We start from the raw sequence: 25,239 nt of genomic DNA on the forward strand, positions 1-25,239 counted from the left end.
ACCAGGACCGGCTGCGCTTGCCCGCATCCGGTGTGCGATGGATATTCTGAAGTCGTTTATTTCGCTGCTGGCGCTGATCAATCCGGTCGGCGCTATCCCGTTCTTCATGAGCCTGACGGCGCATCAGAGCGACGCCGAGCGGCGCAGAACCATCCGCATCGCTGCGATTTCGGTGTTTTGCGTGATTGCGGTGACCACGCTGCTCGGGCAGCAGATCATCAGCTTCTTCGGCATTTCGGTCGGATCGCTCGAAGTAGGCGGCGGAATCATCATGCTGCTGATGGCGATCAACATGCTGAACGCGCAGATCGGCAATAGCCGTTCGACGCCGGAAGAGCGTCACGAAGCCGAGCAGAAGGACAACATCGCGGTCGTGCCGCTGGCGATTCCGCTGTTGACCGGTCCAGGCGCGATCAGCACCACGATCATCTATGCGGCCGGCTCGGCGCACTGGTACGACCGGTTGAGCCTCGTGGCGATTGGCGCGGTATTGGCGGCGATCTGCTTTTTTTCGTTGCGCCTCGCCGAACCGATTGCCCGTTGGGTAGGTCGCACGGGTATCAACATCGGCACGCGGCTCATGGGTTTGATGTTATCGGCGCTGGCGGTGGAATTCATCGTCGATGGATTGAAGGCATTGCTGCCTAACTTGAAATGAAAACTTCGATAGCGATTGTGGATTACGGAATGGGCAACCTGCGCTCGGTTGCCCAGGCATTGCGCAAAGCTGCGCCGGAGGCGGACGTGGCGATCGTCGATCGGCCCGAAGCGATCCGCTCGGCCGACCGCGTGGTGCTGCCCGGTCAGGGTGCCATGCCCGACTGCATGCGCAGTCTGGCCGAATCCGGCCTGCAGGAAGCAGTCATTGAAGCCTCGCGCAGCAAGCCGCTGATGGGCGTGTGCGTGGGCGAGCAGATGCTGTTCGACTGGAGCGCCGAGGGCGGTACGCCCGGTTTGGGCCTGTTGCCGGGCAAAGTGCTGCGCTTCGACCTGGAAGGCCAGGTGCAGGACGACGGCTCGCGCTTCAAGGTGCCGCAAATGGGCTGGAACCGTGTGCGTCAGGCGCTGCCACATCCGTTGTGGGACGGCGTCGCGGATAACGCGTTTTTCTACTTCGTGCACAGCTATTACGTCGTGCCGGACAACGCCGCCCATACCACGGGCGAAACGGTGTACGGTGTGCCCTTTACCTCGGCGGTGGCGCGGGATAACATCTTTGCGACCCAATTTCACCCGGAAAAGAGCGCCGAGGCGGGGCTGCGTGTGTATCGCAACTTCGTGCACTGGAACCCGTGAGCGCCTTGTTTCGCTTTGTTGCCGTGCGCCGTTCCGCGACATGCGGGGCGGTTGCCGCGCGCCACCATCGCAGCGCGACGATTTCCTCGCGCGAAGGCACCCGGCAAGGGTGCCGAAAGAGTTGTACTAAACTAGCGGAACGGCGTTACGGCGAGCTGGCTGACCAGTCGCTGCCGCCAACCTTCAACCACCTCCCAGACAACACCCGATTGCTATGCTGCTGATTCCCGCCATCGACCTGAAAGATGGTCACTGTGTACGCCTCAAACAGGGCGATATGGACCAGGCGACGATATTTTCCGAGGAACCGGCGGCAATGGCCCGACATTGGGTCGACCGCGGCGCCCGTCGTCTGCATCTCGTCGACCTGAACGGCGCGTTCGCCGGCAAGCCGAAAAACGAAGACGCGATCCGCGCGATCATTGAGGAAGTCGGTGGCCAGATTCCGGTCCAGCTGGGCGGCGGTATCCGCGACCTGAACACGATCGAGCGCTATCTGGACGACGGTTTGTCGTACGTCATCATCGGCACGGCCGCGGTGAAGAATCCAGGCTTCCTGCAGGACGCGTGCACGGCTTTCGGCGGCCACATCATCGTCGGTCTCGATGCGAAAGACGGCAAGGTTGCCACCGACGGCTGGAGCAAGCTGACCGGTCATGAAGTGGCCGATCTGGCGCGCAAGTTCGAGGACTACGGCTGCGAGTCGATTATCTACACCGACATTGGCCGCGACGGCATGCTGCAGGGCATCAACATCGAAGCGACGGTGCGTCTCGCCCGCGCGGTGAAGATTCCGGTGATCGCGAGCGGTGGCTTGTCGAACCTCACGGACATCGAGTCGCTGTGCGAAGTCGAGGGCGAAGGCATCGAAGGCGTGATCTGCGGCCGGGCGATCTACTCGGGCGATCTGGATTTCGCGGAAGCGCAAACCCTGGCGGACCGGTTGCGCGAATCGGACGACGCTTAAGGTTCAATGCCTGAAGCGTCGCGGTCAACCCGGATTCGACGCAGCAGCGGACTTGAAAGCGGACGCAACGGCGCGTCCTGACAGCGCGTCAAGCCGCATCTCGGTGTTTGAAGATTGTGCGGTCTGACGCGGCTAGCCGCGCCGGCACAGCGCCGCTCGCGAAGAATCAGGCGAGCGGCCTCATCAGCGGTATTGGCAGAATTGCAAGATCATGGCTCTAGCTAAACGCATCATCCCCTGTCTCGACGTCACGGCTGGTCGCGTGGTCAAGGGTGTCAACTTCGTCGAACTGCGCGACGCCGGCGATCCGGTAGAAATCGCGCGCCGCTACGACGCTCAGGGCGCCGACGAACTCACCTTCCTCGACATCACCGCCACTTCCGACCAGCGCGATCTGATCCTGCCGATCATCGAAGCGGTCGCTTCCCAGGTGTTCATTCCGTTGACGGTCGGCGGCGGCGTGCGTGCGGTCGAAGACGTGCGGCGGCTGTTGAACGCGGGCGCGGACAAGATCAGCATGAACTCGTCGGCGGTCGCGAATCCGCAACTCGTGCGCGACGCGACAGACAAATACGGCTCGCAATGCATCGTCGTTGCCATCGACGCGAAGCGCGTTTCCGCGGACGGCGAACCGCCGCGCTGGGAAGTTTTCACGCACGGCGGGCGCAAGGCCACCGGCCTCGAAGCCGTCGAATGGGCGCGCAAGATGGCCGAACTGGGCGCGGGCGAAATCCTGCTGACCAGCATGGACCGCGACGGCACCAAGAGCGGCTTTGATCTCGCGCTCACCCGCGCCGTATCCGATGCGGTGTCGATTCCGGTGATCGCCTCGGGCGGCGTCGGCTCGCTGCAGCATCTGGCCGACGGCATCAAGAACGGCCACGCGGATGCCGTGCTGGCCGCCAGCATCTTCCACTACGGTGAACACACCGTGGGCGAGGCCAAGCGCTTCATGGCCGATCAAGGCATTTCGGTGAGGTTGTGACGTGGTGAATCCCTCGGCAGTAGAGTGGCTCGACAAGGTCAGGTGGGACGCGAACGGCCTTGTGCCGGTGATCGCGCAGGAAGCGTCGAGCAACGACGTGCTGATGTTCGCGTGGATGAACCGCGAAGCCCTGGCGAAAACCATTGAATTGGGCCGTGCCGTGTATTTCTCGCGCTCGCGCCAGCGCCTGTGGTTCAAGGGCGAAGAATCCGGCCACGTGCAGCATGTGCATGAAGTGCGGCTCGATTGCGACGAAGACGTCGTGCTGTTGAAGGTCGAGCAGGTGTCGGGCATCGCGTGCCACACCGGCCGTCACTCGTGCTTTTTCCAGAAATTCGAAGGCACGGTTGAAGATGGCGGCTGGGTTGCTGTCGATCCCGTGTTGAAAGATCCCGAACACATCTACAAATGACGCAATCCACGCAATCCACCGAACCGGCTTCGTCCACCAGGGACACCCTGCTGCGCCTCGCGGCCATCATCGACAGTCGCAAGGGCGGCGATCCGGACGTTTCGTACGTATCGCGCCTGTTCCACAAGGGCGACGACGCGATTCTCAAGAAGATCGGCGAAGAGGCCACCGAAGTCGTGCTGGCCGCCAAAGACACTCGCCACGGCGGTGCGCCGAAAGCGCTGGTCGGCGAAGTGGCGGACCTCTGGTTTCACTGCCTCGTGATGTTGTCGCATTTCGACCTGAGCCCGGCCGAGGTGCTTGCCGAACTCGAACGCCGCGAAGGCCTGTCGGGCATCGAGGAAAAGGCGTTGCGCAAGAGCCGCGAGCGCGAAGAGAACGGCGACTGATTGTTGCCGCCTTGTCGCACAGCGTCTTGAAGTGGCGAACGTCGGCACCCACATTGCACTGAACGCATAGGATCGCATCCTCGGGAGGACGCAAGCATGGAACAGTCGCAAGGAAATTATCCGCCGCCGGTCTACCGCAACGCAATCGAGCCCGAACGGGAACGCAGTCTGCGCACACTCACGCATGTGCTGTACGCGCTGTACGCCGTGCACTGGCTGACGGGTGGTCTGACGATTCTGATCGCGATCATCATCAACTACGTGAAGCGGGCCGATGTCGCGGGTACGCCTTACGAGGCGCATTTCGAGTGGCAGATCCGCTCGTTCTGGATGGCCTTGCTGGGTTATGCGATCGGCGGCCTGCTGCTGTTCGTGTTGATCGGCATTCCGGTTCTGTGGGCCGTCAGCATCTGGATGTTGTACCGTATTATCAAAGGCTGGCTGTATCTGTACGATAACAAGCCGTTCGCGAATCCGCGCGGCTGGGTTTGAGTCGACTCCGGTTGCGGCCGGGACCGGACCGCGCCGCGCTTTGCGCGCTAGCCATACTGTGTCAGGAATACGATGAGCCACGACCCAAACTGCCTGTTCTGCAAGATCGCCGCCGGCGAGATTCCGTCGACCAAAGTCCACGAAGACGAAGAGTTTGTTGCCTTCCGCGACATCCGCCCGGCAGCCGAAACGCATGTGCTGGTGATTCCCCGCAAGCACGTCGCCACGTTGTCGAATTGCACCGAAAGCGAGGCGCCGCTGCTTGGTAGAATGCTTATCTTGGTAGCGCGTCTGGCCGAGCAGTTGGGCGTGGCGTACACCGGCGGCGAAACCGGTTTTCGCACGGTAATCAATACAGGGCCGGGTGGCGGGCAAGAGGTGTATCACCTGCACGCGCACATCCTCGCGGGGCCGCGTCCGTGGCAGCGAATGGGCTGACAAAAAAGCATGCGGCGAAGCGCGCGGCGAGTTTTGGCGGTCGACACTCGCAGAGCTACGCTTTTTACTGAACTGTAATGATGACGACGTGATCGTCGGGTCAGAATGGCACACCGTGTCGCGGGTTGAATCGAAACAGCTCGCGGCAACGTATAGATGGAGCGTACGCGCTTCGATTCACGCCGCAAGGCGCACGAGTTTTGCCGCATCACGATGCGGTGTCGGGGTTAAGGAGAGTAGTCATGGGTTCGTTGAGCATTTGGCATTGGCTGATCGTGTTGTTGATCGTGGCGCTCGTGTTCGGCACGAAAAAGCTGCGCAATATCGGTACCGATCTGGGTGGCGCGGTGAAGGGCTTCAAGGAAGGCATGAAGGAAGCGGAAACGCCTGGAGGCGAAGCGCAGCAGCGCGAACTGCCGCGTAACGGCACCGTGGATGTGGATGCGAAGGAAAAGACGCCGCGTTCCGGCGATTACCGCTAAGTCGCGGCCCAACCGCGTTACTGACGGACACTCCACTTCATGCTGGACCTCGGTCTAACCAAGATGGCGCTGATCGGCGTCGTCGCGCTGGTCGTACTCGGGCCTGAGCGCCTGCCTCGCGTCGCCCGCACGGCCGGCGCGTTGTTCGGCCGCGCACAGCGGTATATCAACGACGTGAAGGCGGAAGTCACACGCGAAATCGAACTCGACGAATTGCGCCGCATGAAAACCGAGTTCGAAGCGGCGGCGAGCAACGTCGAAACCAGCGTTCAGGACAATCTGCGCAAGCATGAAGCCGAACTGAACGACGCGTGGAACAGCGGCACGTCGGTGTCGCCGAGTATTGCTGGCGGCGCGCTTGAAGATGCCGGCAATTCGCCGTGGCAAACCAGTACGCCACCGTCAGGCCCCAAACGCAAGAACTGGCGCGTCAAGCAGACCACCATGCCGACCTGGTACAAGCGCGCCACCGCGCGCCGCACTCGCGTGCAATCAGGTGCTGCGCGCGTGGCGCGGCATACACCGGCCACCATGCGTCGTCCGACGCGGTTCTTCTGATGATCAGAACGACAATCTCTAACCGAGGGCCGGTGTGAGCGACCCCCAGCAAACCCAGGACGAAGGCACTGAAGAGACCTTCATTTCCCACCTCGTTGAATTGCGTGACCGGATCATCCGCGCCGGCCTTGCTGTCATCGTGGTGTTTGTCGGGCTCGTGTATTGGGCACCGGACATCTTCCGGCTGCTGGCGCGGCCCTTGATGCAGAATCTGCCGAAGGACGGCAAGATGATCGTCACGGATGTGACCGGCTCGTTCTTCGTGCCGATGAAGGTGACCATGCTGGTCGCCTTCGTGATCGCGCTGCCAATCGTGCTGTACCAGATCTGGGCGTTTGTCGCGCCGGGTTTGTATCAGCATGAGAAGAAGCTCGTCGGGCCGCTGGTGGGCAGCAGCTACACGCTGTTCCTGTGCGGCATGGCGTTCGCGTACTTCGTGGTGTTTCCGACCATCTTTCGTGTGATGGCGCATTACAACGCGCCGCTCGGCGCGGAGATGACCACCGATATCGACAACTACCTGAGCTTCGTGCTCACCATGTTCCTTGCATTCGGCGTGACGTTCGAAGTGCCGATTGTGGTGGTGCTGCTGGTCCGCATGAACGTGCTGACCATCAAGAAGCTCAAGGAAATCCGTCCGTATGTGATCGTGGGCGCATTCGTGATTTCGGCGGTGGTGACGCCGCCGGATGTGTTCTCGCAACTGATCCTGGCGATTCCGCTCATCGTGCTGTATGAGGCGGGCATCATCGCGGCGCGGTTGATTGTCGGCAAGCAGAAGCCCGTGGTCGCCGACGATAGTCCGCCGGCTTGAGCGGAACGCGCTTCCCGCGCGTGACTCCGGTGCTGGCCGGGATTGGCTAAAACGGCTAAACAAACAAAAAGGGCAGTCCGTCATGGACCGCCCTTTTTGTTTTACGGTGTCGTTGCTGTTTGGCTTGCGGTGTCGCCAGTTGCCTGGCTCAAGGGTATCGGCCGCGGCAGAGGCGTGTGGGGTCGGCGCTATGCCGCGTACCGCATGCCGCTGCCGTGTTTCAACCGCCGTCGTCGTCCTGGTCACCGCCGCCGCCGTTGTCTTCCGCCGGTTGCTTCGGCGGCGGCGGGCGCTTGCCGATGGTCACGTCCAGGTCCATCTCGCGGCTCTTGCGCACCAGGTGGACCTTCGCTGCCGTGCCCGGCTTGATCTGCGCGATGACATTCAACAGGCGCGTCGTGTCGGTGATCTCCTGGCCGTTCACGCTCACCAGGATATCGCCTGGCTTGATGCCTGCACGGTCGGCCGGACCGTTCTTCAGGACGCCCGCGACAATCGCACCCGATTTCTGCTCAAGTCCAAACGATTCGGCGATTTCCGGCGTCACATCCTGCGGCTCCACGCCGATCCAGCCGCGCGTGACGGAGCCCGTTGTGATGATGCTCTCCAGCACGCTGCGCGCGGTCGAGACGGGAATCGCAAAGCCGATGCCGAGCGAGCCGCCCGAGCGCGAATAGATGGCGGTATTGATGCCGAGCAGATTGCCGTTCACGTCGACCAGGGCGCCGCCGGAGTTGCCCGGGTTGATGGCCGCGTCGGTCTGAATGAAGTTCTCGAACGTGTTGATGCCGAGGTGATTGCGCCCGAGCGCGCTGACAATGCCCATGGTCACCGTCTGGCCGACGCCGAACGGGTTGCCGATCGCCAGCACGACGTCGCCCACGCGCGTCTGGTCCATGCGGCCGAGCGTGATGGTGGGCAGATTGGTCATGTTGACCTTCAGCACCGCCAGATCGGTCTCAGGATCGACGCCGATCACCTTCGCCTCGGTGGTGCGACCATCGGCGAGAGCAATTTCGATCTGATCGGCGCCGTCCACGACGTGCTGGTTCGTTAGAATGTAACCTTCCGAACTCACTATCACACCCGAGCCGAGATTCGACGCGGGCTGTTCCTGCTGCTTGCCTTTGTTCTTGTCACCAAAGAAGTAGCGGAACAGCGGATCTTTCGCGCGCGGATCGGGCGGCAGTGAGCCATCCTTGCTGGAGAACACGTTGACTACCGCGGGCATGGCTTTTTGCGCGGCGTCTGCATACGACGCCTGTGCAGGGCCTGTGCCGATGCCTGGCGCCACTTCCCGAAGGGCGACGATCGGTTCGGCAAGTTGCTTGCCGAATTGCCCTTGACGCTGGAGCCACTGCGGTTTGAGAGTCGCAATGATGAACATCAGCGCCAACAGCACGGTCACCGCTTGGGCAAAGAACAGCCAAAAGCGTCTAAGCATCTGAAGACTAGAGGTTTATATGGATCGGATCGAACTTGAATTGTACTTGAACAATCTTCTTGAAACCGCGCGCTTCAAGGACTATTGCCCCAACGGATTGCAGGTGGAGGGGCGCCGCAAAATCAACAAACTCGCGACCGGGGTGACGGCTTCAGTGGCCTTCCTCGAGGCCGCGCTCGATTGGGGCGCGGACGCGGTGCTGGTCCATCACGGCTACTTCTGGCGCAACGAGGCGCCGCAAATCACCGGGCGCAAACACGCGCGCCTGAAGCTGCTGATCGCCAACGACCTGAACCTGTTCGCCTATCACCTGCCGCTCGACGACCATCCCGAGTTCGGCAACAACGCGCAGATCGGACAAAAGATGGGCTGGATCAGCGACGCGCGCTTCGGCGAGAACGATCTCGGCTGGCTCGCCACCTTCCCGATGCCGATCACGCTCGCCCATTTCACCGCGCAAGTCGAGCAGACGCTCGGGCGTACGCCGCTCGTATTCGGCGACCCCGATCGCGAGCTGCGCCGGGTGGGCTGGTGCACGGGCGCCGCGCAAGGCATGTTCGACGCCGCGATCAATGCAGGCGCCGACGTCTACCTGACGGGCGAAGTGTCGGAATCGGTCATGCACACCGCGGCGGAAAGTGGGGTGGCGTTCCTCGCGGCCGGCCATCACGCCACCGAGCGTTTCGGCGTGCAGGCGGTGGGCAAGCATCTGTCCGAGCAGTTCGATATCGAGCACCTGTTTATCGATATCCCCAATCCAGTCTGAATTGAAAATCGGGATTAGATAAGAAAAAGGCACGAATAACGCAGAGGACACTTAAAAGGAGGTGTGAAAAAGTTTGCGATCCGTACGGAGAAACCCTGAGTTATCAAGGGCTTCGCACGGTTTTTGGCAATGGGGCCTTGTAAATGCCGACTCCATTCGCGCAAACTAGCGGCGGTAGAAGCGACGTGAAGGAAAAATCCAACTCAGAAGTGGGGCGTGTAATGCGAGACAAGGAAGATGAACGCGTCGACGGCGGCCGCCGTACCTGGCTGATAGCGACGACCGTAGCAGGTGGCATAGGAGGCGTTGCCACTGTCGTACCCTTTGTTAGTTCGTTTGCACCATCTGAAAAGGCCAAGGCAGCCGGAGCCCCGGTCGAAGTCGATATCAGCGATCTCAAACCCGGCGACATGAAAACGGTTGCCTGGCGCGGTAAGCCGGTATGGATCATCAATCGCACCGACCGGATGCTCACCGATGTCCAGAAGGCCGATAACGAAGTAGCGGATCCCCACACCAAGAATCCCTTTTCGATGCCGTTGCCGGAGTACTGCAACAACGAATACCGTTCACGCACCGATCACAAGAATCTTTTCGTCGCCGTCGCCGTGTGCACCCATCTGGGCTGCACGCCGACGCCGCGCTTCCAGGAGGGGCCGCAGCCCAATCTTCCAGACGACTGGCCAGGCGGCTTCCTATGCCCTTGCCACGGCTCCACCTATGACATGGCCGGCCGCGTCTTCAAGAACAAACCTGCGCCGCAGAACCTCGACATCCCGCCTTATATGTTCACGTCGGCCACCAGCCTCGTGATCGGCAAGGACGAGAAAGGAGAAGCGTAATGGCGATCGAGCATGAAGTAGAGACAACCGGGCTGGTTGGCTGGATCGACCGGCGCTTCCCCATGACGTCCACATGGAAGAAGCACGTTTCCGAGTACTACGCGCCGAAGAACTTCAACTTCTGGTACTTCTTCGGTTCGCTCGCGCTGCTGGTGCTGGTCAATCAGATCGTCACCGGCATTTTCCTCACCATGAACTACAAGCCCGACTCGACGCTGGCGTTCGCGTCGGTCGAGTACATCATGCGCGAGGTGCCGTGGGGCTGGCTGATCCGCTATATGCACTCCACGGGCGCGTCGATGTTCTTCGTCGTCGTGTATCTGCATATGTTCCGTGGGCTGCTGTACGGCTCGTACCGCAAGCCGCGCGAACTGGTGTGGGTATTCGGCTGCGCGATCTTTCTGTGTCTGATGGCGGAGGCGTTTTTCGGTTACCTGCTGCCGTGGGGCCAGATGTCGTTCTGGGGCGCGCAGGTGATCGTGAACCTGTTCTCGGCGATTCCGTTCATCGGCCCGGATCTGTCGCTGTGGATCCGCGGCGACTACGTCGTGTCGGACGTGACGCTGAACCGCTTCTTCGCGTTTCACGTGATCGCGATTCCGCTCGTGTTGATCGGCCTCGTGGTCGCTCACCTGGTGGCGCTGCACGAGGTGGGTTCGAACAACCCCGACGGCATCGAGATCAAGGCGAAGAAGGGCGCGGACGGGATTCCGCTCGACGGCATTCCGTTCCATCCGTACTACTCCGTGCACGACTTCATGGGCGTGTCGGTGTTCCTGGCGATCTTCGCGGCGATCATTTTCTTCGCGCCGGAGATGGGTGGGTATTTCCTTGAAGCGAACAACTTCATCCCCGCCAATCCCCTGCAAACGCCGCAGGAAATTGCGCCGGTGTGGTACTTCACGGCGTTCTATGCGATGCTGCGCGCCACCACCGATCCGTTCAAGATCGTGCTGATGATCATCGTCGCGCTGCTTGGCCTGTATGCACTGGTGCGCGCGCGCGGCAAGTGGAAGCTCGGCTTGCCGGTGCTCGCGGTGCTGGTGGTGCTGGCCATGGCGTTCACCGAATCGAAGTTCTGGGGTGTGGTGGTGATGGGCGGCGCGGTGATCTCGCTGTTCTTCCTGCCGTGGCTCGACCGCTCGCCGGTCAAGTCGATCCGTTACCGGCCGTTTTTTCACAAGGTGTTCTACGGGATCTTCGTGCTCGCTTTCCTGACGTTGGGCTTCCTCGGCACTAAACCGCCGTCACCCGCCTCGACGTTGATTGCTCAGGTGTGCGCGCTGATCTACTTCGCGTTTTTCCTCGGCATGCCCGTCTGGACGCGGCTTGGCACGTTCAAGCAGCCACCCGAGCGGGTGCGGTTCAAGCCCCACTAATCGCGAGCCAGGAGAACACGAAGATGAAAAAACTGCTTTCGACGTGCGCGCTGATCGGCGCGACACTGCTCGCGGTGCTGGCCGGACCGGCGCACGCGGACGAGAATTTCCCTCTCGACCGCGCGCCCGATAACGCGGAGAATTTTGCTTCGTTGCAGCACGGCGCACAATTGTTTGTAAACTACTGCCTGAATTGTCACAGTGCGAATCTGATGCGCTACAGCCGGCTGACCGACCTCGGCATTACGCCGAGCGAAATCCAGTCGAACCTGTTGTTCAGCACGGACAAGATCGGCAACACCATGACCGTGGCGATGCGTCCGGACGACGCAAAAGCGTGGTTTGGCGCGGCTCCGCCGGATTTGTCGGTGGAAGCGCGGGCGCGTAGCAAGGATTGGCTATATACGTATCTGCGCAGTTTCTATCGCGACAATACGCGGCCAACCGGCTGGAACAATCTGGTGTATGAAAACGTGAGCATGCCTCACGTGTTGTGGCAACTTCAGGGGCAACGTACCGCGAAGTTCGGTGACGAAGTCGACGAAAAAACAGGCGAGACGGTGCACAAATTTGTTGGCTTCCAACAGGTCACGCCGGGGACGATGTCGCCGGTAGATTATGATTCTGCTGTGGCCGACCTCGTGTCGTACCTGTCATGGATGTCCGAACCGACGCAGAAAACCCGCAAGCAGCTTGGCGTGTGGGTACTGCTGTTCCTTGGCGTCCTGAGCTTTTTCGCCTGGCGACTGAACGCCGCGTACTGGAAAGATATCAAATAATCACGCCGTCACCCGGCGTGGGGCCGGCGCCAGGAAAAGCCTGTTGAACGGTTTTTCCGCGCGCTGGCCTTTCAGCTTTTTGAGGAAACGTAAATATGATGGTTCTGTATTCCGGCACAACTTGCCCGTTCTCCCAGCGCTGCCGGCTGGTGTTGTTCGAAAAGGGCATGGACTTCGAGATCCGCGACGTCGACCTGTTTAACAAGCCGGAAGACATCGCTGTGATGAATCCGTACGGTCAGGTGCCGATTCTCGTGGAACGGGACCTGATTCTGTACGAATCGAACATCATCAACGAGTACATCGACGAGCGCTTCCCGCACCCGCAACTGATGCCGGCCGATCCGGTTCAGCGCGCCCGCGCCCGCCTGTTCCTGCTCAACTTCGAAAAGGAACTGTTTGTTCACGTCGGCACGCTCGAGAACGAAAAGGGCAAGGCCGCCGAGAAGAATCACGAGAAGGCGCGTCTCGCCATCCGCGATCGTCTGACGCAGCTTGCACCGATCTTCCTGAAGAACAAGTACATGCTCGGCGAAGAGTTCTCGATGCTCGACGTCGCGATCGCGCCGTTGCTGTGGCGTCTGGACCATTACGGCATCGAGCTGTCGAAGAACGCTGCACCGCTGATGAAGTACGCCGAGCGCATTTTCAGCCGCCCGGCTTATATCGAAGCGCTGACGCCTTCGGAAAAGGTGATGCGTCGTTGAGTTTGGCTTTGGGGTGAGGGCGCCGCGTCTCGAATGTTTTCCGTGCGCGCCCAAACCCGGTAAGAGGACTGTTGATGCAAGAGATTTCCACCAAGCCCTATCTGCTGCGCGCATTGTACGAGTGGTGCACGGATAACGGCTACACGCCGCATATTGCGGTCCGGGTCGACAATCAGACGCGCGTGCCGCGTCAGTTCGTGCGTGACAACGAGATCGTGTTGAACATCAGCTTCGAGGCGACCAGCCAGTTGCAGATGGGCAACGAATGGATCGAGTTCAGCGCGCGCTTCTCCGGCAAGTCGCACAAGATCGAAGTGCCGATCACGAATATTCTCGCGATCTACGCACGCGAAAATGGCCAGGGCATGGCGTTCCCGGTCGAATCGGCGGGCGGCGAAGCGCAGGATTCGGGTGCGGATGCGGAACTGGCGGACGAACCTGAATTGCCGGCTACGCCCGTCAGCGTGGGGCCGCGTGCGGTCGACACGTCGTCGTCTGCTGCTGATTCTGCCGCTGCGAAGGCGGATAACGTTGCCGACGAGCCGCAACCTGACGATGACGGCTCGAAAGGTGGCGGAAGGGCTCGCCTCAAGATCGTGAAATGAAGTAGAATCACGGCCTCATGCCGGCTTAGCTCATCAGGTAGAGCGCTTGACTTGTAATCATGAGGTGGCGGGTTCGAGTCCTGCAGCCGGCACCAGTTGTACGAAAACGGGTTTCTGAAGAATTTCAGAAACCCGTTTTTTATTTGGGGCGGAAATTGGATGAGCAGGATGGGTTCGCGCTCTGCGGTCCTTGCTGCACGGGGCAGAAGAGGCGAACGCTTGCTGAACCAGGATGTTGGGTGAGACCGGAAAAGGGCTCATTTTCACCATATCTCATTCACCTTGTCGATTGTGGACATTTTAGTCTACGTCGGTCTCGCTATTCGTTCATAGTCTGCTTCAGACGGCCATGGCGTGAGCCGCTTTCGGGCGACCATTGACAGATACCGTCCCGCGAGCCCGCCCTTGAGGGGTACTATTCGGGCGTCAGTCGGCATCACGATCAGTCACTCCGGCGGGCAACGCCCCCGAGACGCAACGTTTCATCGCGTCACTCCTGCAACACAGACCCCACCTTCATCATGACCAGCCCCGCAACCATCACCTGGCCCGAAGCCGACGGCCCTCGCTCCGCGCGTTGGCGTTCCGAAGCCGCAGTGCCCGCGCCCAGGCGCGTCGTTGTCGCGGACGATCGCACGACTGCCGACTCGGCCTACCGCCTCGCGTGCGAAGGCACGGCGTTGCTGTGGAACGGCGATTTCCAGAACGCCCGCCAACTGCTGCAGGCGGTTACGCGCCGGCTGGAACGCAAACCGCGCAAGCAGGGCGAAACGCCGATCGACGCGTTCAACCTGCATCGTCAGGCGCAATCGCAACGCGCCCGCACGCTTGGCATGATCCTGATTCCGCTCGACGCCGCTTACGGCATCCCGCTGCGCCGGGCGCCTGACGTGCAGCAAGCCTGCATCGAAACCTATGGGCCATCCGCCGATGAACCCTCGGTCGTGTCGCTACGCGAATTGCTCGGCCTGATCGGCGCGCACGAGTGGCGTAAAAAGGGCGTCGAAATCCCGGTGCTCGGCGAGCGCATCCATCCGCACTACGGCGTGTTTTCGCCGGTGCGCGGTGAGTATGTGGATCTGGTCGCGCGCACGCCGTTGCCGTCTTTGAACAAGGCATTCGATATCGGCACCGGCACGGGCGTGCTGGCCGCGCTGCTCGCCAAACGCGGCGTGAAGAAAATCGTCGCAACCGATCAGGACCCGCGAGCGCTTGCCTGCGCGCGCGAGAACCTCGCGCGGCTCGGCTACGATCAGCAAGTCGAAATCGTGCAGGCCGATCTGTTTCCGGAAGGCCGGGCGCCGCTGGTGCTCTGCAATCCGCCGTGGCTGCCGGCGCGACCTGCATCGCCGATTGAATACGCAATCTACGATTCAGAAAGCCGCATGTTGCTCGGGTTTCTGAACGGCCTCGCGGAGCATTTGTCGCCGGGCGGGGAGGGCTGGCTGATCATGTCGGACTTCGCCGAGCATCTTGGATTGCGGACGCGCGAGTGGCTGCTGGCCGCCATCGAAAAGGCCGGGTTGACCGTGGTTGGCCGCGAGGATATTCGTCCACGGCACCCGAAATCGACCGATGAAACCGACGCGCTGCACACGGCGCGCATGGCCGAAGTGACGTCGCTGTGGCGTCTGAAGGCGCGCTAATCCACGCAGATCCGCGCTAGTCCGCAATAGGGCGCCGCTAGAAAGCGGCGCCTCAGACCGGTACGCCGCGCGCCTCGAGATACGCCAATGCGCCGCGCCCGGCCACGAGTCCGCTGGCGAAGCAGGCGGTGAGTAGATAACCGCCCGTCGGCGCTTCCCAGTCGAGCATCTCGCCGGCGCAAAACACGCCAGGCAGACGCTCGATCATCAGATGCTTGTCGAGCGCTTCAAACGGCACCCCGCCCGCGGTGCTGATCGCTTCCGCGATCGGCCGGGCGCGCGTGAGCGGAACCGGAAGCGCCTTGATCGCATGCGCCAGACCCTGCTCATCGGCAAAGGCTTCCTTCGACAGAATCTCGTGCAACAAAGCCAGTTTTACGCCGCTTATACCGATTCTGCCGTGCAGGTGAGTCGACATGGAACGCGAGCCGCGCGGTCGCGTTACTTCGGCGATGACACGCTCCAGCGTCAAGCCTGGCGCCAGGTCCAGCGCGATCGTGGCATCGCCGTCGGCGAGAATTCGTTCGCGGATCACGGCCGACAGCGCATAAATCAGGCTCCCTTCAAGGCCCGTTTCGGTCAGAAGTATTTCACCTTGTCGATTGTGGACTTTATTGTCTACGTCGGTGAGCGTGATGGCCACGGATTTCACCGGTTGGCCGGCGAAACGTTCACGCAGATAGGGGCTCCAGTCGGCATCGAAACCGCAGTTCGCGGGCCGCAATGGCGTTACCGGCACTTCGCGCGCGTCTAGCAGGGGCACCCAGGTGGCGTCCGATCCGAGCCGCGGCCAGCTTGCACCGCCGAGTGCCAACACCACGGCGTCGCAGCTCACGCGGTGCTCGCCATCGGGTGCGGCGAAGCGCAAGGTGTTCGCAGCGCCGTCGCTATCGCTGTCCCAACCGGTCCACTTGTGGCGCATGTGAAAGCGCACGCCGGCTTCGCGCAACCGATGCAGCCACGCGCGCAGCATCGGCGCCGCTTTCATGTCGGTCGGAAAAACCCGTCCCGAACTGCCAACGAACGTTTCGATACCCAGTCCATGCAACCAAGCCCGCAAGGCGTCCGGCCCAAACGCGTCGAGTAGCGGCGCGATCTGTTCGCGGCGTGCGCCGTAGCGGTCAAGAAACGGCTCGAGCGGTTCCGAATGCGTGAGGTTCATGCCGCCTTTGCCCGCCATCAGGAATTTGCGGCCAACTGAGGGCATCGCGTCGTAGACGTCGACCTGTACGCCCTGCCGGGCGAGCGCCTCGGCGGCCATCAAGCCGGCGGGGCCGCCGCCGATCACGGCGACGCGGGCGGAATCGAAGGAGGATGACATGCGGTCCTGCAGATGAGCGGAAGGGCGGCGCGCCGACTCAGTCTGACGATCAGGCGGCGCGAAGGGCGCTATTTTCACACCGTGGGCAGCGCAGGGCAAACGGACGGGCGCCTGCCGGATCCGGCGGCTGAAAAACACTGGGTTCGGGCGGTTTCGACGCCACCCAGTTTGCGCTCGCGGCTTTGCAATCTCCGCGCGCAAACTATACTTTTCAAATGCCTTCCATCGGACGCAGCCCGCGTCTTCCCCGCGTCAAACTAACCCGCCATTCTCATTGCTCATTGCGCCCGACGCTGCCCATCCTGTCGCGTCACGGCTGGCGACGTGGTCTGCGCGTCTGCAGTCCGTCTGGATGTTTCGATGTTTGATCAAGGAGATTGCCATGACTCGCAAATACATCGACTGCCGCGAGTTTCCGAGCGAAATGAATTGCACGGTTGCCCTATCCGCCGACAGCGAGAGCGAATTGCTCGACGCGGCCGTGCAGCACGCCGTGACGGTGCACAAGCACGCGGACTCGCCGGAACTGCGCTCACAGCTCAAGACGTTGTTTCATGACGGCACGCCACCGGTCGAGGCACCGCGCGCGTGATGCGTCGTCCTTCGTCCTGAGGAAAGAGGCCGGGTGATCAGTTCGAACGGTGGGGAGCCGCTCGAACCGATCGCGGCGTCGCATGGGCGCCTTAACCGGGATAGGCCTCGTCCACCTTCAGGCCGGCCAGCTTGAAAATGACCCGCAGCGTTTGCGGTTTGATGTCGCGACGCGAAGCGAGCGTCGTCATCACGAAGTCGAGCACTTTCGCGTACTTGAGCATCGTCAGGCATGTTTCCATGTCGACGCTGCCGTCGCGCATGACCTCGGCGAGTCGCAGCATTTCGGTGGAAATATCGCGCGCCATTTCCAGTTCGAGCTGCTGCTTTTCCGACCACGCGGGCGCGGCGGTGAGCTTCGCCATCATTTCCTGAAATTTCTGTTCGACGTTTCCGTTGGGTACCGTGTCCATTGCTGCCTCTTCTATTTTCCAGGCGCGCGTCCGTTTGATATCGCGGCGCGCTGCTGGTTACGTAACGTTCGGCCCGTGTTCCGGGACCGTCCTCCCCACATGCATTCGGTTCGCGTGATCGACGCCACGGCCGGCAGCCTCTTGTTATGCGCGACACGGCTTACGCCATCGGGTGAGCCGGCCCGCAAGATGCTTTCAAGCCACGTTGGAAACGTTCCCGCGTAGTGCGTTTTACGCACGAAGTGTTCCAGGTTTGTGGCGTTTCTTGCGTAGTCGACACGGCTCCTCAGGTGAGCGGCCCGCGCTTTGGGTAAACTGGCAGCAACTTTTCCTTTTTTCCGTCATCTGTCGCACGTTCGCGTTGCAATCGATGGCGGTCCCCACGATGTCCAGCAAAACCCACGAAATCCGCCCGAACCAATCCGTCGAACTGCTGAAGGAGCTCCATATCCTGACGCGCGACGGCAAGATGAACCAGGACAGCCGCCGCAAGCTGAAGCAGGTCTATCACCTGTTCCAGTTCATCGAGCCGCTGCTGAAAGACCTCAAGGACCAGCAGGGCGCGGTGACGCTCGTCGACCACGGCGCGGGCAAGTCATACCTAGGTTTTATCCTGTATGACCTTTTCTTCAAGGAGTTTCAGGACGCCGCGGGTGGTGCGTCGCACATTTACGGCATCGAAACGCGCGAGGAACTCGTGAAGAAATCCGAGGAACTGGCCGGCCGGCTGGGCTTCACGGGGATGTCGTTTCTGAATTTGTCGGTGGCGGAGTCGATTACGTCGGAGCGCTTGCCGGCGCAAATCGATATCGTGACGGCGCTCCATGCGTGCAATACCGCAACCGACGACGCGCTCCGGTTTGCGCTGGAAAAGCAGGCCAAGTACATCGTGGTGGTGCCGTGTTGCCAGGCTGAGGTGGCGGGAGTTCTACGGCAAAACAAGGGCAAATCGCTGGGCAATGCGCTGACCGAGATCTGGCGGCATCCGCTGCATACCCGGGAATTCGGAAGTCAGATTACCAACGTGCTGCGCTGCTTGCAGCTCGAAGCACATGGTTATCAGGTGAGCGTGACCGAGTTGGTCGGGTGGGAGCATTCCATGAAGAATGAACTGATTATTGCCCAGTTCAAGGATCTGCCGAGACGGCGGCCGGCTGAGCGGCTCAATGAAGTGATGGAAACGCTTGGGATCGAAGAGCTGAAGGAAAGGTTTTTTGTCCCTGCGTGATTTTTTCTGCAGCAGTGATTCTGCGGTGGCCGGCGGTGGTCTTTTCATCGCCACCGCGCGAGCTATATTTTCATCAGATCATTCCAACCTTTGAGACCGATCCGCCGAAGGGTCTCCTGATTCCGCTCATAAATAGCTTCCGCATCGGGAAAAGCCTGAACGGCCCGTTCAATACTATCCTCGCGAAGCAGATGGAAAATCGGATAAGGCGCCCGATTCGTATAATTCTCGATATCGCCGGGCTCACTGCCTTCAAACTGATAGTGAGGATGAAAGCTCGCAATCTGGATAATGCCTTCCAGCCGAAGTTGCTTGATCATTCTTTCGGCAAAAAACAGGCAATCGTTATAGTCGAGAAAATCACCGAGTGCCCGAGGTAAAACCAGAAGCGTCGTATCCACTGCTTCTGGACTCGCCGCGACAAGCGCCTGAATCTCGGTTTCGAGATCCGTTAAAACCCCTTCCATATCCACGGCGTCGCTCACTGCGTAGCGAATTTGCTCCTTCACATGCACGGCCTTGGCAAAGGGGCACAGATTGAGCCCGATCACGGCTTTCGTCAGCCAGTGACGAGTGAGGGCGATAACAGCATCATGAGATTCGGCAGGCGACGACATGGCACGCAGCAAAGGGGGAAACCGTCATTCTAACGGCGCGCAAAGGTAGCGATCCATGTCCTGCCGTAGCAGGATGGCAGAAGCCTTAACGCGCCCGTGACTCGCCGCACGCCGCGGCGATCAACTGCGCCGCCACCTTCGGTGCGGCAAGAATCGGCCCGCAACCCGGGCCGTATGTCTGGCTGGCCGCGTACACGCCTTCGATCATCAAGCCCAGCCCGTCAGCCAACGCCACGGGATCGTTGGCGCCTGCCGCGGTCGTCAATTCCAGAAGCCGCGCCATCAGCCGTTCCTTGTTGCGAAACACGAATTGCCGCGCCGGATGCGCGACATCGGGAAACTCCACCGATACGTTCACGAAAGGACAGCCACGATAGTCGTCGATCGATGCACGCACCGCCAGATCGTCGAAATATTGCTGAAGCTGCTTCGCCGGCTCGCCTGGATGCTTTGCAAAGCTCTTCTCCACGTAGCCGAAGAATTGCTCGTCCTTGCTCTCCAGATAAGCCATCACCAATTCGTCTTTCGACGAAAACTGGCGGTACAAACTCATCTTGTTCACGCCGGCGCGCTCGACCACCGCGTCGACGCCGACCATGCGTACTCCCTCGCGATAAAACAGTTCGTCCGCGGCGCGCAAGAGATGCTGCTGCGCCTGCGGGCCGGCTGTCTGCGCGCCGCGCGCTCGCCGTGTACCGGCTGGCTTGGGAGTTTCACTGTCGGACATGGCATGCCACCTGAATTGAATTAACGCCTTGACATGTTACCGACCAGTAACTAAGATCGCAACACCTATTGTGACTGATCTGTCACAAGTCCTTTACCGAAGTCGTAACAATGCGAGCGGCGCGGCCTGTGGGGCAGGCGTCGATTGGAGAACCGATGAACTGGGCAGCGAGACTGATTGGCGGACGTTTCCACTACGGCTGGTTGACCGTGGCGGTGGTATTTCTGGTGCTGTTGGCGGCGGCGGGCACCCGTGCCACGCCGAGCGTGATGATGGTGCCGCTGGAACATCAGTTCGGCTGGAGCCGCGCGACGATCTCGCTCGCGATCTCCGTCAACATTGCGCTTTACGGCCTGATGGGACCGTTCGCTGCCGCGGCAATGCAGCGCTTCGGTGTGCGTCCTACTTTGCTGATCGCGCTCGGCACGATGGCGGCGGGCGTGGCGCTGTCGTCGCTGATGACGCATCCGTGGCAGATGATCCTGATCTGGGGCGTGATGGTCGGCGGCTCGACCGGCGTGGCCGCGCTGTCGTTGTCCGCGACGGTGGTGACGCGCTGGTTCACCACACACCGTGGCCTCGTGATGGGGATTCTTACCGCCAGTTCGGCGACCGGTCAGTTGGTGTTCCTGCCGATGCTCGCGGCCATCGCCGAGCATTACGGCTGGCGTCAGGTGGTATGGGTCGTCGCGGGCGCGGCCGCGATCGTCTTGCCGCTGGTCGCGTTTCTGTTGCCGGAGCGGCCCGCGGATATGAAGCTGCGCCCATTCGGCGAACCGGCCGACGCGCCGATTGCCACCACGGTGACGAAGCAGAATCCGCTGGCAATTGCCTTCGGCACGCTCGCCATGGCAAGCAAGACGCGCGACTTCTGGCTGCTGTTCTTCAGTTTCTTCATTTGCGGCGCGAGTACCAACGGTTACGTCGGCACGCACCTGATCGCAATGTGCGGCGACTACGGCATGACCGAAGTGCAGGGCGCGTCCTTGCTTGCCGCAATGGGCATCTTCGATCTGTTCGGCACGACGCTGTCGGGCTGGCTGTCGGACCGCTTCAATAGTCGCGTGCTGCTGTTCTGGTACTACGGTTTGCGCGGTTTGTCCTTGATGTATCTGCCGCACGCCTTTGGCATCGATTTCTTCGGCCTGCCGTTGTTCGCGGTGTTCTATGGACTCGACTGGATCGCCACCGTGCCGCCCACCGTGCGTCTCGCCACCGATGTCTACGGCAAGGAAGCGGCACCGGTCGTGTTCGGCTGGGTGGTTGCCGGCCACCAGCTTGGCGCGGCGTTCGCGGCGCTCGGCGCCGGCATGTTGCGCGCGAGTCTCGGCACGTACACGGTGGCCTCGATGATTTCTGGCGGGCTGTGTCTCGTTGCTGCTGTAATCGTGTTGCGAATCAACCGGCCGGCCAAGGTGCCGCAGCCGCAAGCGGTGTGACGCTGCGCCCGCTGTGAGCGGTGGTGAACAAAGGAAGCCTGGCAAACGACCCCATAAGGGGTTGTTTGCCATTACCTCCGACGTGAAAACTAACTGCGCACTTGTTGGAGCGCGAGCGGCTCAGCCCGGTTATGCTATGAGCCCCCGGGCAGCCGCCCGTCGATCATGAATTTCGACCGAGAGAAGCGCATGACCAACAAACCCGCCCCTACCGCAATTGCCATTCACGAGTTGATTGCAGGTCGCTGGAGCCCGCGCGCGTATTCGAGCGAGCCGGTGAGCCGCGAGAATCTGCATTCGGTGCTCGAAGCGGCACGCTGGGCGCCGTCTTCGTATAACGCTCAACCATGGCGTTTTCTCGTATTCGACCGCAGCGTCGATGAAGTCTCGTTCAAGCAGGCCTTTGCCACGCTGGTGCCGTTCAACCAGGGCTGGAACGCGCCGGCGCCGGTGCTGATCGCGGTGACCACGCACACGCTCACCAACAAGGGCGAAGTGAACCGCTGTGCGCCGTACGACGCGGGTGCCGCGGCGATGGCGCTGGTGCTGCAGGCGCATGCGCTCGGGCTCGCCGCGCATCAGATGAGCGGCTTCGATCCGAACGCATTCCGCACGACATTCAAGCTGCCGACGGACGTCGACGTGATCGCGATCATTTCGCTCGGTCACTACGGCGACGTCGACAAGCTCGATCCGGTGCTGCGTGAGCGCGAAAAGTCGGTGCGTCAGCGTTTGCCGCTTGCCGAGATCGCTTTTGGCGGTGGCTGGAAGAAGCCGCTCTGAAGATCCGGCGGCCTTAGTCGTAATAAAAACGCGCGGCGCCGACCGCGCGTTTTTTCATTGCGCATGGTTCGTGATGGATCAAGGCGCGTGGTTGGTTCCCCGCCGTCCACACTGCTCGAAGCGCATGGTTCAATCCGCTTCGTCCACAACGCTCGAGAGCGGCGCGGCGACACTCTCGAGCGGCTTGCGCTCCGCATCCACGCCCCAGATCGCGGCGATCACGGAGGCGGCGAGCATCAGCCCCGAGCCGACCAGATAACCCACGAACACTTCGCTGCGCTGATGAGTATCGATCAACCGGCCGAAGAAGGCCGGGCCGATGATGCCGCCCAACGCCGTACCGAACGCATAGAACACCGCGATCGCCAGCGCGCGGATTTCCAGTGGAAACGATTCGCTGACGGTCAGATACGCCGAACTCGCCGCAGCCGAGGCGAAGAAGAAAACCACCATCCATGCGATCGTCTGGGTCACGACGGTTAGCATCTGCTGCTCGAACAGGTAGCCGCTTATCGTCAACAGGATGCCGGACAGCGCGTAAGTCGTGGCGATCATCTTGCGCCGCCCGATGACGTCGAAGAGCCGCCCGAGTATCAGCGGTCCAAGGAAGTTGCCGAGCGCGAACGGCAACAGATACCAGCCGATGTGATCGCCCGGCACGTGATAGAAATCGGTCAGCACCAGCGCGTAGGTGAAAAAGATCGCGTTGTAGAAGAACGCCTGCGCCGTCATCAATGACAGGCCGACCAGCGCACGTCGCCGATGCACATTGAAAAGCGTGTGAAACACCTCGCGCAGCGGCGTATGTCCGCGTGCTCTCAGCTTGAGCCGTGTGAGGTCATCGTCGGCGAGCGTACGGCCTTCGTCGCGAAAACGCATTTCGATGCCCTCGACGATCGCGCGCGCGTCGCGTTCGCCGCCGTGCGTCAGCAGCCAGCGCGGACTTTCGGGCACCCAGATGCGCATCGGCAAAATCGCCAGCGCCAGCACCGCACCGATGAAAAAACACGCGCGCCAGCCCCAGTCGCCCGGTAGCAGATTCGGATCGAGCAGGACCAGCGAGCCGGCCGCGCCGAGTCCCGCGCCGACCCAGAAGGTGCCGTTGATGCCGAGGTCGGCCCAGCCGCGCACCCGCGCCGGCGTGAATTCCTGAATGGTCGAATTGATCGCCGTATATTCGCCGCCGATGCCCGCGCCGGTGAGAAAGCGAAACAGCAGGAAGCTGGCGAGATTCCACGACAAAGCAGTCGCCGCGGTGGCGGCCAGGTACAGCGCGAGCGTGATGAAAAACAGCTTGCGGCGGCCGAGCCGGTCGGTCAGCCAGCCGAAGCCGAGCGCGCCGAGCACGGCGCCGGCAATGTACGCGCTGCCGGCGAGGCCCACGTCGGCGTTGGTAAAGCGCAACGATGGGCTGGACTTCAACGCGCTTGCCACGGCGCCCGCCAGCGTAACTTCAAGACCGTCCAGCAGCCACGTCACGCCCAGCGCGACAACGATCAGCGAATGAAAGCGTCCCCACGGCAAACGGTCGAGCCGCGAGGGTAGATCGGTTTCAATAACGGTGGCGTTTTTCTCGTGGACAACGGCGGTAGGCGGCGCGCTCATTGCTGCAAGTCTCCTGATTATCGAAATTTGGTGGCGTATCCTGTCGGATTGAGCAATTTTTGTTCCGTCGAGCGGACGCGGGACACGGTTGCGGGCGTCCCGGAAAGCGTCAGTTGATGCTGATCGGGCTTTCGTGATACAAAGCCGCTCCCCTTTCTGTCCGCGCCAGCCGTGAGCGGCGATTCCTGCCATGAACTATTGCGCGATTGACTTCGGTACTTCCAACTCGGCCGTAGCCGTCCCTGACGGCGCTGCGCTTAGGCTTGCGCCGGTCGAGGGCGCCTATACGACGCTGCCGACCGCCGTCTTTTTCAACACCGACGAAAACACCCGCGAGTTCGGGCGCTCGGCGTTGGCGGCATACATCGACGGTTTCGACGGCCGTCTGATGCGCTCGATGAAAAGTATTCTCGGCTCGCCGCTCGCCGAGAATTCGACCGATCTCGGCGACGGTTCGGCGATCAAGTACACGGACATCATCGCGATTTTCGTCGACCACCTGAAGCGCTCGGCGGAAAAGAGCACCGGTGCGCCGATCAGCCGCGCCGTGCTGGGCCGCCCGGTGTTCTTCGTCGACGACGATCCGCGCGCGGACCAGATGGCGCAGCAGCAGCTCGAAGCGGCCGCGCGTTCAGTCGGTTTGCGCGAGATTCACTTTCAGTATGAGCCAATCGCGGCCGCGTTCGACTACGAATCGCATCTGACGGAAGAGGGCCTCGTGCTGGTGGCCGACATCGGCGGCGGTACCTCGGACTTTTCGCTGGTGCGAGTCGGGCCGGAGCGGATGAAGCGCGTCGAGCGCAAAGAAGACGTGTTGGCGCATCACGGTGTGCACGTGGCAGGTACTGATTTCGACCGTCGTGTCGAACTGGTGACGATCCTGCGTGAACTCGGCTATCAGACGCTCGACCCCGAAGGCCGCGAGATTCCGAGCCGTATCTATTTCGACCTGGCCACCTGGCACCTGATCAACACCGTCTACGCCCCGAAGCGCGTCAGCGAGCTAGCGCTCATGCGGCATCTGTTTACCGAGGTCAAGCATCACGACCGCCTGATGCGCGTCGTGGAGCGCCGCTTGGGCCATGCCTTGGCGGCTCATGCGGAAGAGGCGAAGATCGGCGTGGCGGCGGGCGGCGAGACCGTGATCGACCTCGACGAGGTGGAAGACGACCTGCGCCTCGCGTTCGACGAAGCGCAGCTTATCAAGGCCGGGCAGGACGAGACGCGGCGCATCGTGCAGGCGGCGCGCGACACAGTGCAGGCGGCCGGCGTAGCCCCGCGCGACGTCAACGCGATTTACTTCACGGGTGGCTCGACTGGCCTGGCGTTTCTATCGGGCGCATTGGCGGCGGCATTTCCCGATGCAAAAGCGGTATTCGGCGATCGTCTTGCCAGCGTTGCGACAGGTCTCGGTATTCACGCGCGGCGTCTGTTCGGATAAAAGACTTACCAATCGCATACTGCGAAGATAATCACCGCATACCGTTGCGATGAATATAAAAAAACCCCGCCGA

Annotated in this window: 29 protein-coding genes and 1 tRNA gene; 24 read left to right on the forward strand and 6 right to left on the reverse strand. The window is 61.4% G+C overall.

The window, feature by feature from the left end:
* Positions 1 to 37 precede the first annotated feature (37 nt).
* From PQR67_RS19790 to tatC, 11 genes are all read left to right on the forward strand, one after another.
* On the forward strand, positions 38 to 658 hold the full coding sequence (locus PQR67_RS19790) for a YchE family NAAT transporter (RefSeq protein ID WP_408462723.1): 621 nt from the start codon (positions 38 to 40) through the stop codon (positions 656 to 658).
* Complete coding sequence (gene hisH, locus PQR67_RS19795) at positions 655 to 1,296, forward strand: imidazole glycerol phosphate synthase subunit HisH (protein ID WP_408462726.1); 642 nt, start codon at positions 655 to 657, stop codon at positions 1,294 to 1,296. The genes PQR67_RS19790 and hisH overlap by 4 nt, the downstream gene beginning before the upstream one ends.
* Before the next feature lie 214 nt (positions 1,297 to 1,510).
* Entirely contained in the window at positions 1,511 to 2,263 is a 753-nt protein-coding gene (hisA, locus tag PQR67_RS19800; RefSeq protein ID WP_408462729.1) for a 1-(5-phosphoribosyl)-5-[(5-phosphoribosylamino)methylideneamino]imidazole-4-carboxamide isomerase, read from the forward strand.
* 211 nt (positions 2,264 to 2,474) lie between these two features.
* A complete protein-coding gene (hisF, locus tag PQR67_RS19805) occupies positions 2,475 to 3,248 on the forward strand; it encodes an imidazole glycerol phosphate synthase subunit HisF (RefSeq protein ID WP_408462732.1) in 774 nt (257 codons plus the stop codon).
* Between the two features lies 1 nt (position 3,249).
* Positions 3,250 to 3,660, forward strand: coding sequence for a phosphoribosyl-AMP cyclohydrolase (gene hisI, locus PQR67_RS19810; RefSeq protein ID WP_408462735.1), 411 nt, complete (start codon positions 3,250 to 3,252; stop codon positions 3,658 to 3,660).
* On the forward strand, positions 3,657 to 4,049 hold the full coding sequence (locus tag PQR67_RS19815) for a phosphoribosyl-ATP diphosphatase (protein ID WP_408462738.1): 393 nt from the start codon (positions 3,657 to 3,659) through the stop codon (positions 4,047 to 4,049). The genes hisI and PQR67_RS19815 overlap by 4 nt, the downstream gene beginning before the upstream one ends.
* Positions 4,050 to 4,145: 96 nt before the next feature.
* Positions 4,146 to 4,541, forward strand: a complete 396-nt coding sequence (locus PQR67_RS19820; RefSeq protein WP_408462741.1) for a DUF4870 family protein — start codon at positions 4,146 to 4,148, stop codon at positions 4,539 to 4,541.
* Between the two features lie 72 nt (positions 4,542 to 4,613).
* A complete protein-coding gene (locus PQR67_RS19825) occupies positions 4,614 to 4,979 on the forward strand; it encodes a histidine triad nucleotide-binding protein (RefSeq protein WP_408462744.1) in 366 nt (121 codons plus the stop codon).
* Positions 4,980 to 5,221: 242 nt separating this feature from the next.
* Positions 5,222 to 5,461 (forward strand): Sec-independent protein translocase subunit TatA, encoded by a 240-nt coding sequence (tatA, locus tag PQR67_RS19830; RefSeq protein ID WP_408462747.1) that lies wholly within the window; start codon positions 5,222 to 5,224, stop codon positions 5,459 to 5,461.
* A gap of 39 nt (positions 5,462 to 5,500) precedes the next feature.
* Positions 5,501 to 6,019 carry a Sec-independent protein translocase protein TatB gene (gene tatB, locus PQR67_RS19835; RefSeq protein ID WP_408462750.1) on the forward strand — a complete coding sequence of 173 codons (519 nt, stop codon included), beginning with the start codon at positions 5,501 to 5,503 and terminating at the stop codon, positions 6,017 to 6,019.
* Positions 6,020 to 6,053: 34 nt separating this feature from the next.
* The gene (tatC, locus tag PQR67_RS19840; RefSeq protein ID WP_408462753.1) at positions 6,054 to 6,833 is read left to right on the forward strand and encodes a twin-arginine translocase subunit TatC; all 780 of its coding nucleotides are present in this window, start codon (positions 6,054 to 6,056) and stop codon (positions 6,831 to 6,833) included.
* 220 nt (positions 6,834 to 7,053) lie between these two features.
* On the opposite strand, the gene PQR67_RS19845 is transcribed toward tatC, so the two are convergent.
* Complete coding sequence (locus PQR67_RS19845) at positions 7,054 to 8,277, reverse strand: Do family serine endopeptidase (protein ID WP_028199653.1); 1,224 nt, start codon at positions 8,275 to 8,277, stop codon at positions 7,054 to 7,056.
* Positions 8,278 to 8,296: 19 nt separating this feature from the next.
* Between PQR67_RS19845 and PQR67_RS19850 the strand changes: the two genes are divergently transcribed.
* From PQR67_RS19850 to PQR67_RS19885, 8 genes are all read left to right on the forward strand, one after another.
* Positions 8,297 to 9,043 carry a Nif3-like dinuclear metal center hexameric protein gene (locus tag PQR67_RS19850; RefSeq protein WP_408462756.1) on the forward strand — a complete coding sequence of 249 codons (747 nt, stop codon included), beginning with the start codon at positions 8,297 to 8,299 and terminating at the stop codon, positions 9,041 to 9,043.
* Between the two features lie 221 nt (positions 9,044 to 9,264).
* Complete coding sequence (gene petA, locus PQR67_RS19855; protein WP_408462759.1) at positions 9,265 to 9,885, forward strand: ubiquinol-cytochrome c reductase iron-sulfur subunit; 621 nt, start codon at positions 9,265 to 9,267, stop codon at positions 9,883 to 9,885.
* Complete coding sequence (locus PQR67_RS19860; RefSeq protein WP_408462762.1) at positions 9,885 to 11,264, forward strand: cytochrome b; 1,380 nt, start codon at positions 9,885 to 9,887, stop codon at positions 11,262 to 11,264. Before petA ends, PQR67_RS19860 begins: the two co-directional genes overlap by 1 nt.
* Before the next feature lie 23 nt (positions 11,265 to 11,287).
* Positions 11,288 to 12,043 (forward strand): cytochrome c1, encoded by a 756-nt coding sequence (locus tag PQR67_RS19865; protein ID WP_408462765.1) that lies wholly within the window; start codon positions 11,288 to 11,290, stop codon positions 12,041 to 12,043.
* Positions 12,044 to 12,138: 95 nt separating this feature from the next.
* Positions 12,139 to 12,750, forward strand: coding sequence for a glutathione S-transferase N-terminal domain-containing protein (locus PQR67_RS19870; RefSeq protein WP_006052302.1), 612 nt, complete (start codon positions 12,139 to 12,141; stop codon positions 12,748 to 12,750).
* A gap of 74 nt (positions 12,751 to 12,824) precedes the next feature.
* The gene (locus tag PQR67_RS19875; protein WP_408462768.1) at positions 12,825 to 13,355 is read left to right on the forward strand and encodes a ClpXP protease specificity-enhancing factor; all 531 of its coding nucleotides are present in this window, start codon (positions 12,825 to 12,827) and stop codon (positions 13,353 to 13,355) included.
* A 19-nt stretch (positions 13,356 to 13,374) separates the two neighbouring features.
* Positions 13,375 to 13,450 (forward strand) — tRNA-Thr (locus tag PQR67_RS19880).
* A 426-nt stretch (positions 13,451 to 13,876) separates the two neighbouring features.
* On the forward strand, positions 13,877 to 15,001 hold the full coding sequence (locus PQR67_RS19885; protein ID WP_408462771.1) for a methyltransferase: 1,125 nt from the start codon (positions 13,877 to 13,879) through the stop codon (positions 14,999 to 15,001).
* 52 nt (positions 15,002 to 15,053) lie between these two features.
* Here the strand turns inward: PQR67_RS19885 and PQR67_RS19890 are convergent, their stop codons facing one another.
* Entirely contained in the window at positions 15,054 to 16,322 is a 1,269-nt protein-coding gene (locus tag PQR67_RS19890; protein WP_408462773.1) for a TIGR03862 family flavoprotein, read from the reverse strand.
* 382 nt (positions 16,323 to 16,704) lie between these two features.
* Here PQR67_RS19890 and PQR67_RS19895 point away from each other — a divergent pair, with 382 nt between their 5' ends.
* Entirely contained in the window at positions 16,705 to 16,914 is a 210-nt protein-coding gene (locus PQR67_RS19895) for a DUF1059 domain-containing protein (protein ID WP_153137554.1), read from the forward strand.
* A 91-nt stretch (positions 16,915 to 17,005) separates the two neighbouring features.
* Here the strand turns inward: PQR67_RS19895 and PQR67_RS19900 are convergent, their stop codons facing one another.
* Positions 17,006 to 17,326 carry a type II toxin-antitoxin system HicA family toxin gene (locus PQR67_RS19900; protein ID WP_093643478.1) on the reverse strand — a complete coding sequence of 107 codons (321 nt, stop codon included), beginning with the start codon at positions 17,324 to 17,326 and terminating at the stop codon, positions 17,006 to 17,008.
* A 385-nt stretch (positions 17,327 to 17,711) separates the two neighbouring features.
* On the opposite strand from PQR67_RS19900, the gene PQR67_RS19905 reads away from it, so the two are divergent.
* A complete protein-coding gene (locus PQR67_RS19905) occupies positions 17,712 to 18,554 on the forward strand; it encodes a class I SAM-dependent methyltransferase (protein ID WP_408462776.1) in 843 nt (280 codons plus the stop codon).
* A 62-nt stretch (positions 18,555 to 18,616) separates the two neighbouring features.
* On the opposite strand, the gene PQR67_RS19910 is transcribed toward PQR67_RS19905, so the two are convergent.
* Both PQR67_RS19910 and PQR67_RS19915 read right to left on the reverse strand, forming a co-directional pair.
* The gene (locus PQR67_RS19910; RefSeq protein ID WP_408462778.1) at positions 18,617 to 19,171 is read right to left on the reverse strand and encodes a DUF1415 domain-containing protein; all 555 of its coding nucleotides are present in this window, start codon (positions 19,169 to 19,171) and stop codon (positions 18,617 to 18,619) included.
* 85 nt (positions 19,172 to 19,256) lie between these two features.
* A complete protein-coding gene (locus PQR67_RS19915; protein WP_408462780.1) occupies positions 19,257 to 19,898 on the reverse strand; it encodes a TetR/AcrR family transcriptional regulator in 642 nt (213 codons plus the stop codon).
* A gap of 155 nt (positions 19,899 to 20,053) precedes the next feature.
* Between PQR67_RS19915 and PQR67_RS19920 the strand changes: the two genes are divergently transcribed.
* Positions 20,054 to 21,337 (forward strand): MFS transporter, encoded by a 1,284-nt coding sequence (locus PQR67_RS19920; protein WP_408462783.1) that lies wholly within the window; start codon positions 20,054 to 20,056, stop codon positions 21,335 to 21,337.
* A gap of 189 nt (positions 21,338 to 21,526) precedes the next feature.
* The gene (locus PQR67_RS19925) at positions 21,527 to 22,120 is read left to right on the forward strand and encodes a nitroreductase family protein (protein WP_408462786.1); all 594 of its coding nucleotides are present in this window, start codon (positions 21,527 to 21,529) and stop codon (positions 22,118 to 22,120) included.
* Between the two features lie 129 nt (positions 22,121 to 22,249).
* Here the strand turns inward: PQR67_RS19925 and PQR67_RS19930 are convergent, their stop codons facing one another.
* Positions 22,250 to 23,725 carry an MFS transporter gene (locus tag PQR67_RS19930; RefSeq protein ID WP_408462789.1) on the reverse strand — a complete coding sequence of 492 codons (1,476 nt, stop codon included), beginning with the start codon at positions 23,723 to 23,725 and terminating at the stop codon, positions 22,250 to 22,252.
* A 190-nt stretch (positions 23,726 to 23,915) separates the two neighbouring features.
* Here PQR67_RS19930 and PQR67_RS19935 point away from each other — a divergent pair, with 190 nt between their 5' ends.
* Positions 23,916 to 25,166: an Hsp70 family protein gene (locus PQR67_RS19935; protein ID WP_408462792.1), complete on the forward strand. Its 1,251-nt coding sequence runs from the start codon at positions 23,916 to 23,918 to the stop codon at positions 25,164 to 25,166.
* Positions 25,167 to 25,239 lie beyond the last annotated feature (73 nt).

It is taken from the genome of Paraburkholderia fungorum (assembly GCF_046026025.1).
Taxonomy (GTDB): Bacteria; Pseudomonadota; Gammaproteobacteria; order Burkholderiales; family Burkholderiaceae; genus Paraburkholderia; species Paraburkholderia fungorum_E.

What these genes read in the sequence shown, in the direction of transcription:
- PQR67_RS19790 (WP_408462723.1), top strand. Translation starts at nt 38, where the DNA reads ATGGATATTCTGAAGTCGTTTATTTCGCTGCTGGCGCTGATCAATCCG.
- hisH (WP_408462726.1), top strand. Translation starts at nt 655, where the DNA reads ATGAAAACTTCGATAGCGATTGTGGATTACGGAATGGGCAACCTGCGC.
- hisA (WP_408462729.1), top strand. Translation starts at nt 1,511, where the DNA reads ATGCTGCTGATTCCCGCCATCGACCTGAAAGATGGTCACTGTGTACGC.
- hisF (WP_408462732.1), top strand. Translation starts at nt 2,475, where the DNA reads ATGGCTCTAGCTAAACGCATCATCCCCTGTCTCGACGTCACGGCTGGT.
- PQR67_RS19815 (WP_408462738.1), top strand. Translation starts at nt 3,657, where the DNA reads ATGACGCAATCCACGCAATCCACCGAACCGGCTTCGTCCACCAGGGAC.
- PQR67_RS19820 (WP_408462741.1), top strand. Translation starts at nt 4,146, where the DNA reads ATGGAACAGTCGCAAGGAAATTATCCGCCGCCGGTCTACCGCAACGCA.
- PQR67_RS19825 (WP_408462744.1), top strand. Translation starts at nt 4,614, where the DNA reads ATGAGCCACGACCCAAACTGCCTGTTCTGCAAGATCGCCGCCGGCGAG.
- tatA (WP_408462747.1), top strand. Translation starts at nt 5,222, where the DNA reads ATGGGTTCGTTGAGCATTTGGCATTGGCTGATCGTGTTGTTGATCGTG.
- tatB (WP_408462750.1), top strand. Translation starts at nt 5,501, where the DNA reads ATGCTGGACCTCGGTCTAACCAAGATGGCGCTGATCGGCGTCGTCGCG.
- PQR67_RS19845 (WP_028199653.1), bottom strand. Translation starts at nt 8,277, where the DNA reads ATGCTTAGACGCTTTTGGCTGTTCTTTGCCCAAGCGGTGACCGTGCTG.
- PQR67_RS19850 (WP_408462756.1), top strand. Translation starts at nt 8,297, where the DNA reads ATGGATCGGATCGAACTTGAATTGTACTTGAACAATCTTCTTGAAACC.
- petA (WP_408462759.1), top strand. Translation starts at nt 9,265, where the DNA reads ATGCGAGACAAGGAAGATGAACGCGTCGACGGCGGCCGCCGTACCTGG.
- PQR67_RS19860 (WP_408462762.1), top strand. Translation starts at nt 9,885, where the DNA reads ATGGCGATCGAGCATGAAGTAGAGACAACCGGGCTGGTTGGCTGGATC.
- PQR67_RS19865 (WP_408462765.1), top strand. Translation starts at nt 11,288, where the DNA reads ATGAAAAAACTGCTTTCGACGTGCGCGCTGATCGGCGCGACACTGCTC.
- PQR67_RS19870 (WP_006052302.1), top strand. Translation starts at nt 12,139, where the DNA reads ATGATGGTTCTGTATTCCGGCACAACTTGCCCGTTCTCCCAGCGCTGC.
- PQR67_RS19875 (WP_408462768.1), top strand. Translation starts at nt 12,825, where the DNA reads ATGCAAGAGATTTCCACCAAGCCCTATCTGCTGCGCGCATTGTACGAG.
- PQR67_RS19885 (WP_408462771.1), top strand. Translation starts at nt 13,877, where the DNA reads ATGACCAGCCCCGCAACCATCACCTGGCCCGAAGCCGACGGCCCTCGC.
- PQR67_RS19890 (WP_408462773.1), bottom strand. Translation starts at nt 16,322, where the DNA reads ATGTCATCCTCCTTCGATTCCGCCCGCGTCGCCGTGATCGGCGGCGGC.
- PQR67_RS19895 (WP_153137554.1), top strand. Translation starts at nt 16,705, where the DNA reads ATGACTCGCAAATACATCGACTGCCGCGAGTTTCCGAGCGAAATGAAT.
- PQR67_RS19900 (WP_093643478.1), bottom strand. Translation starts at nt 17,326, where the DNA reads ATGGACACGGTACCCAACGGAAACGTCGAACAGAAATTTCAGGAAATG.
- PQR67_RS19905 (WP_408462776.1), top strand. Translation starts at nt 17,712, where the DNA reads ATGTCCAGCAAAACCCACGAAATCCGCCCGAACCAATCCGTCGAACTG.
- PQR67_RS19910 (WP_408462778.1), bottom strand. Translation starts at nt 19,171, where the DNA reads ATGTCGTCGCCTGCCGAATCTCATGATGCTGTTATCGCCCTCACTCGT.
- PQR67_RS19915 (WP_408462780.1), bottom strand. Translation starts at nt 19,898, where the DNA reads ATGTCCGACAGTGAAACTCCCAAGCCAGCCGGTACACGGCGAGCGCGC.
- PQR67_RS19920 (WP_408462783.1), top strand. Translation starts at nt 20,054, where the DNA reads ATGAACTGGGCAGCGAGACTGATTGGCGGACGTTTCCACTACGGCTGG.
- PQR67_RS19925 (WP_408462786.1), top strand. Translation starts at nt 21,527, where the DNA reads ATGACCAACAAACCCGCCCCTACCGCAATTGCCATTCACGAGTTGATT.
- PQR67_RS19930 (WP_408462789.1), bottom strand. Translation starts at nt 23,725, where the DNA reads ATGAGCGCGCCGCCTACCGCCGTTGTCCACGAGAAAAACGCCACCGTT.
- PQR67_RS19935 (WP_408462792.1), top strand. Translation starts at nt 23,916, where the DNA reads ATGAACTATTGCGCGATTGACTTCGGTACTTCCAACTCGGCCGTAGCC.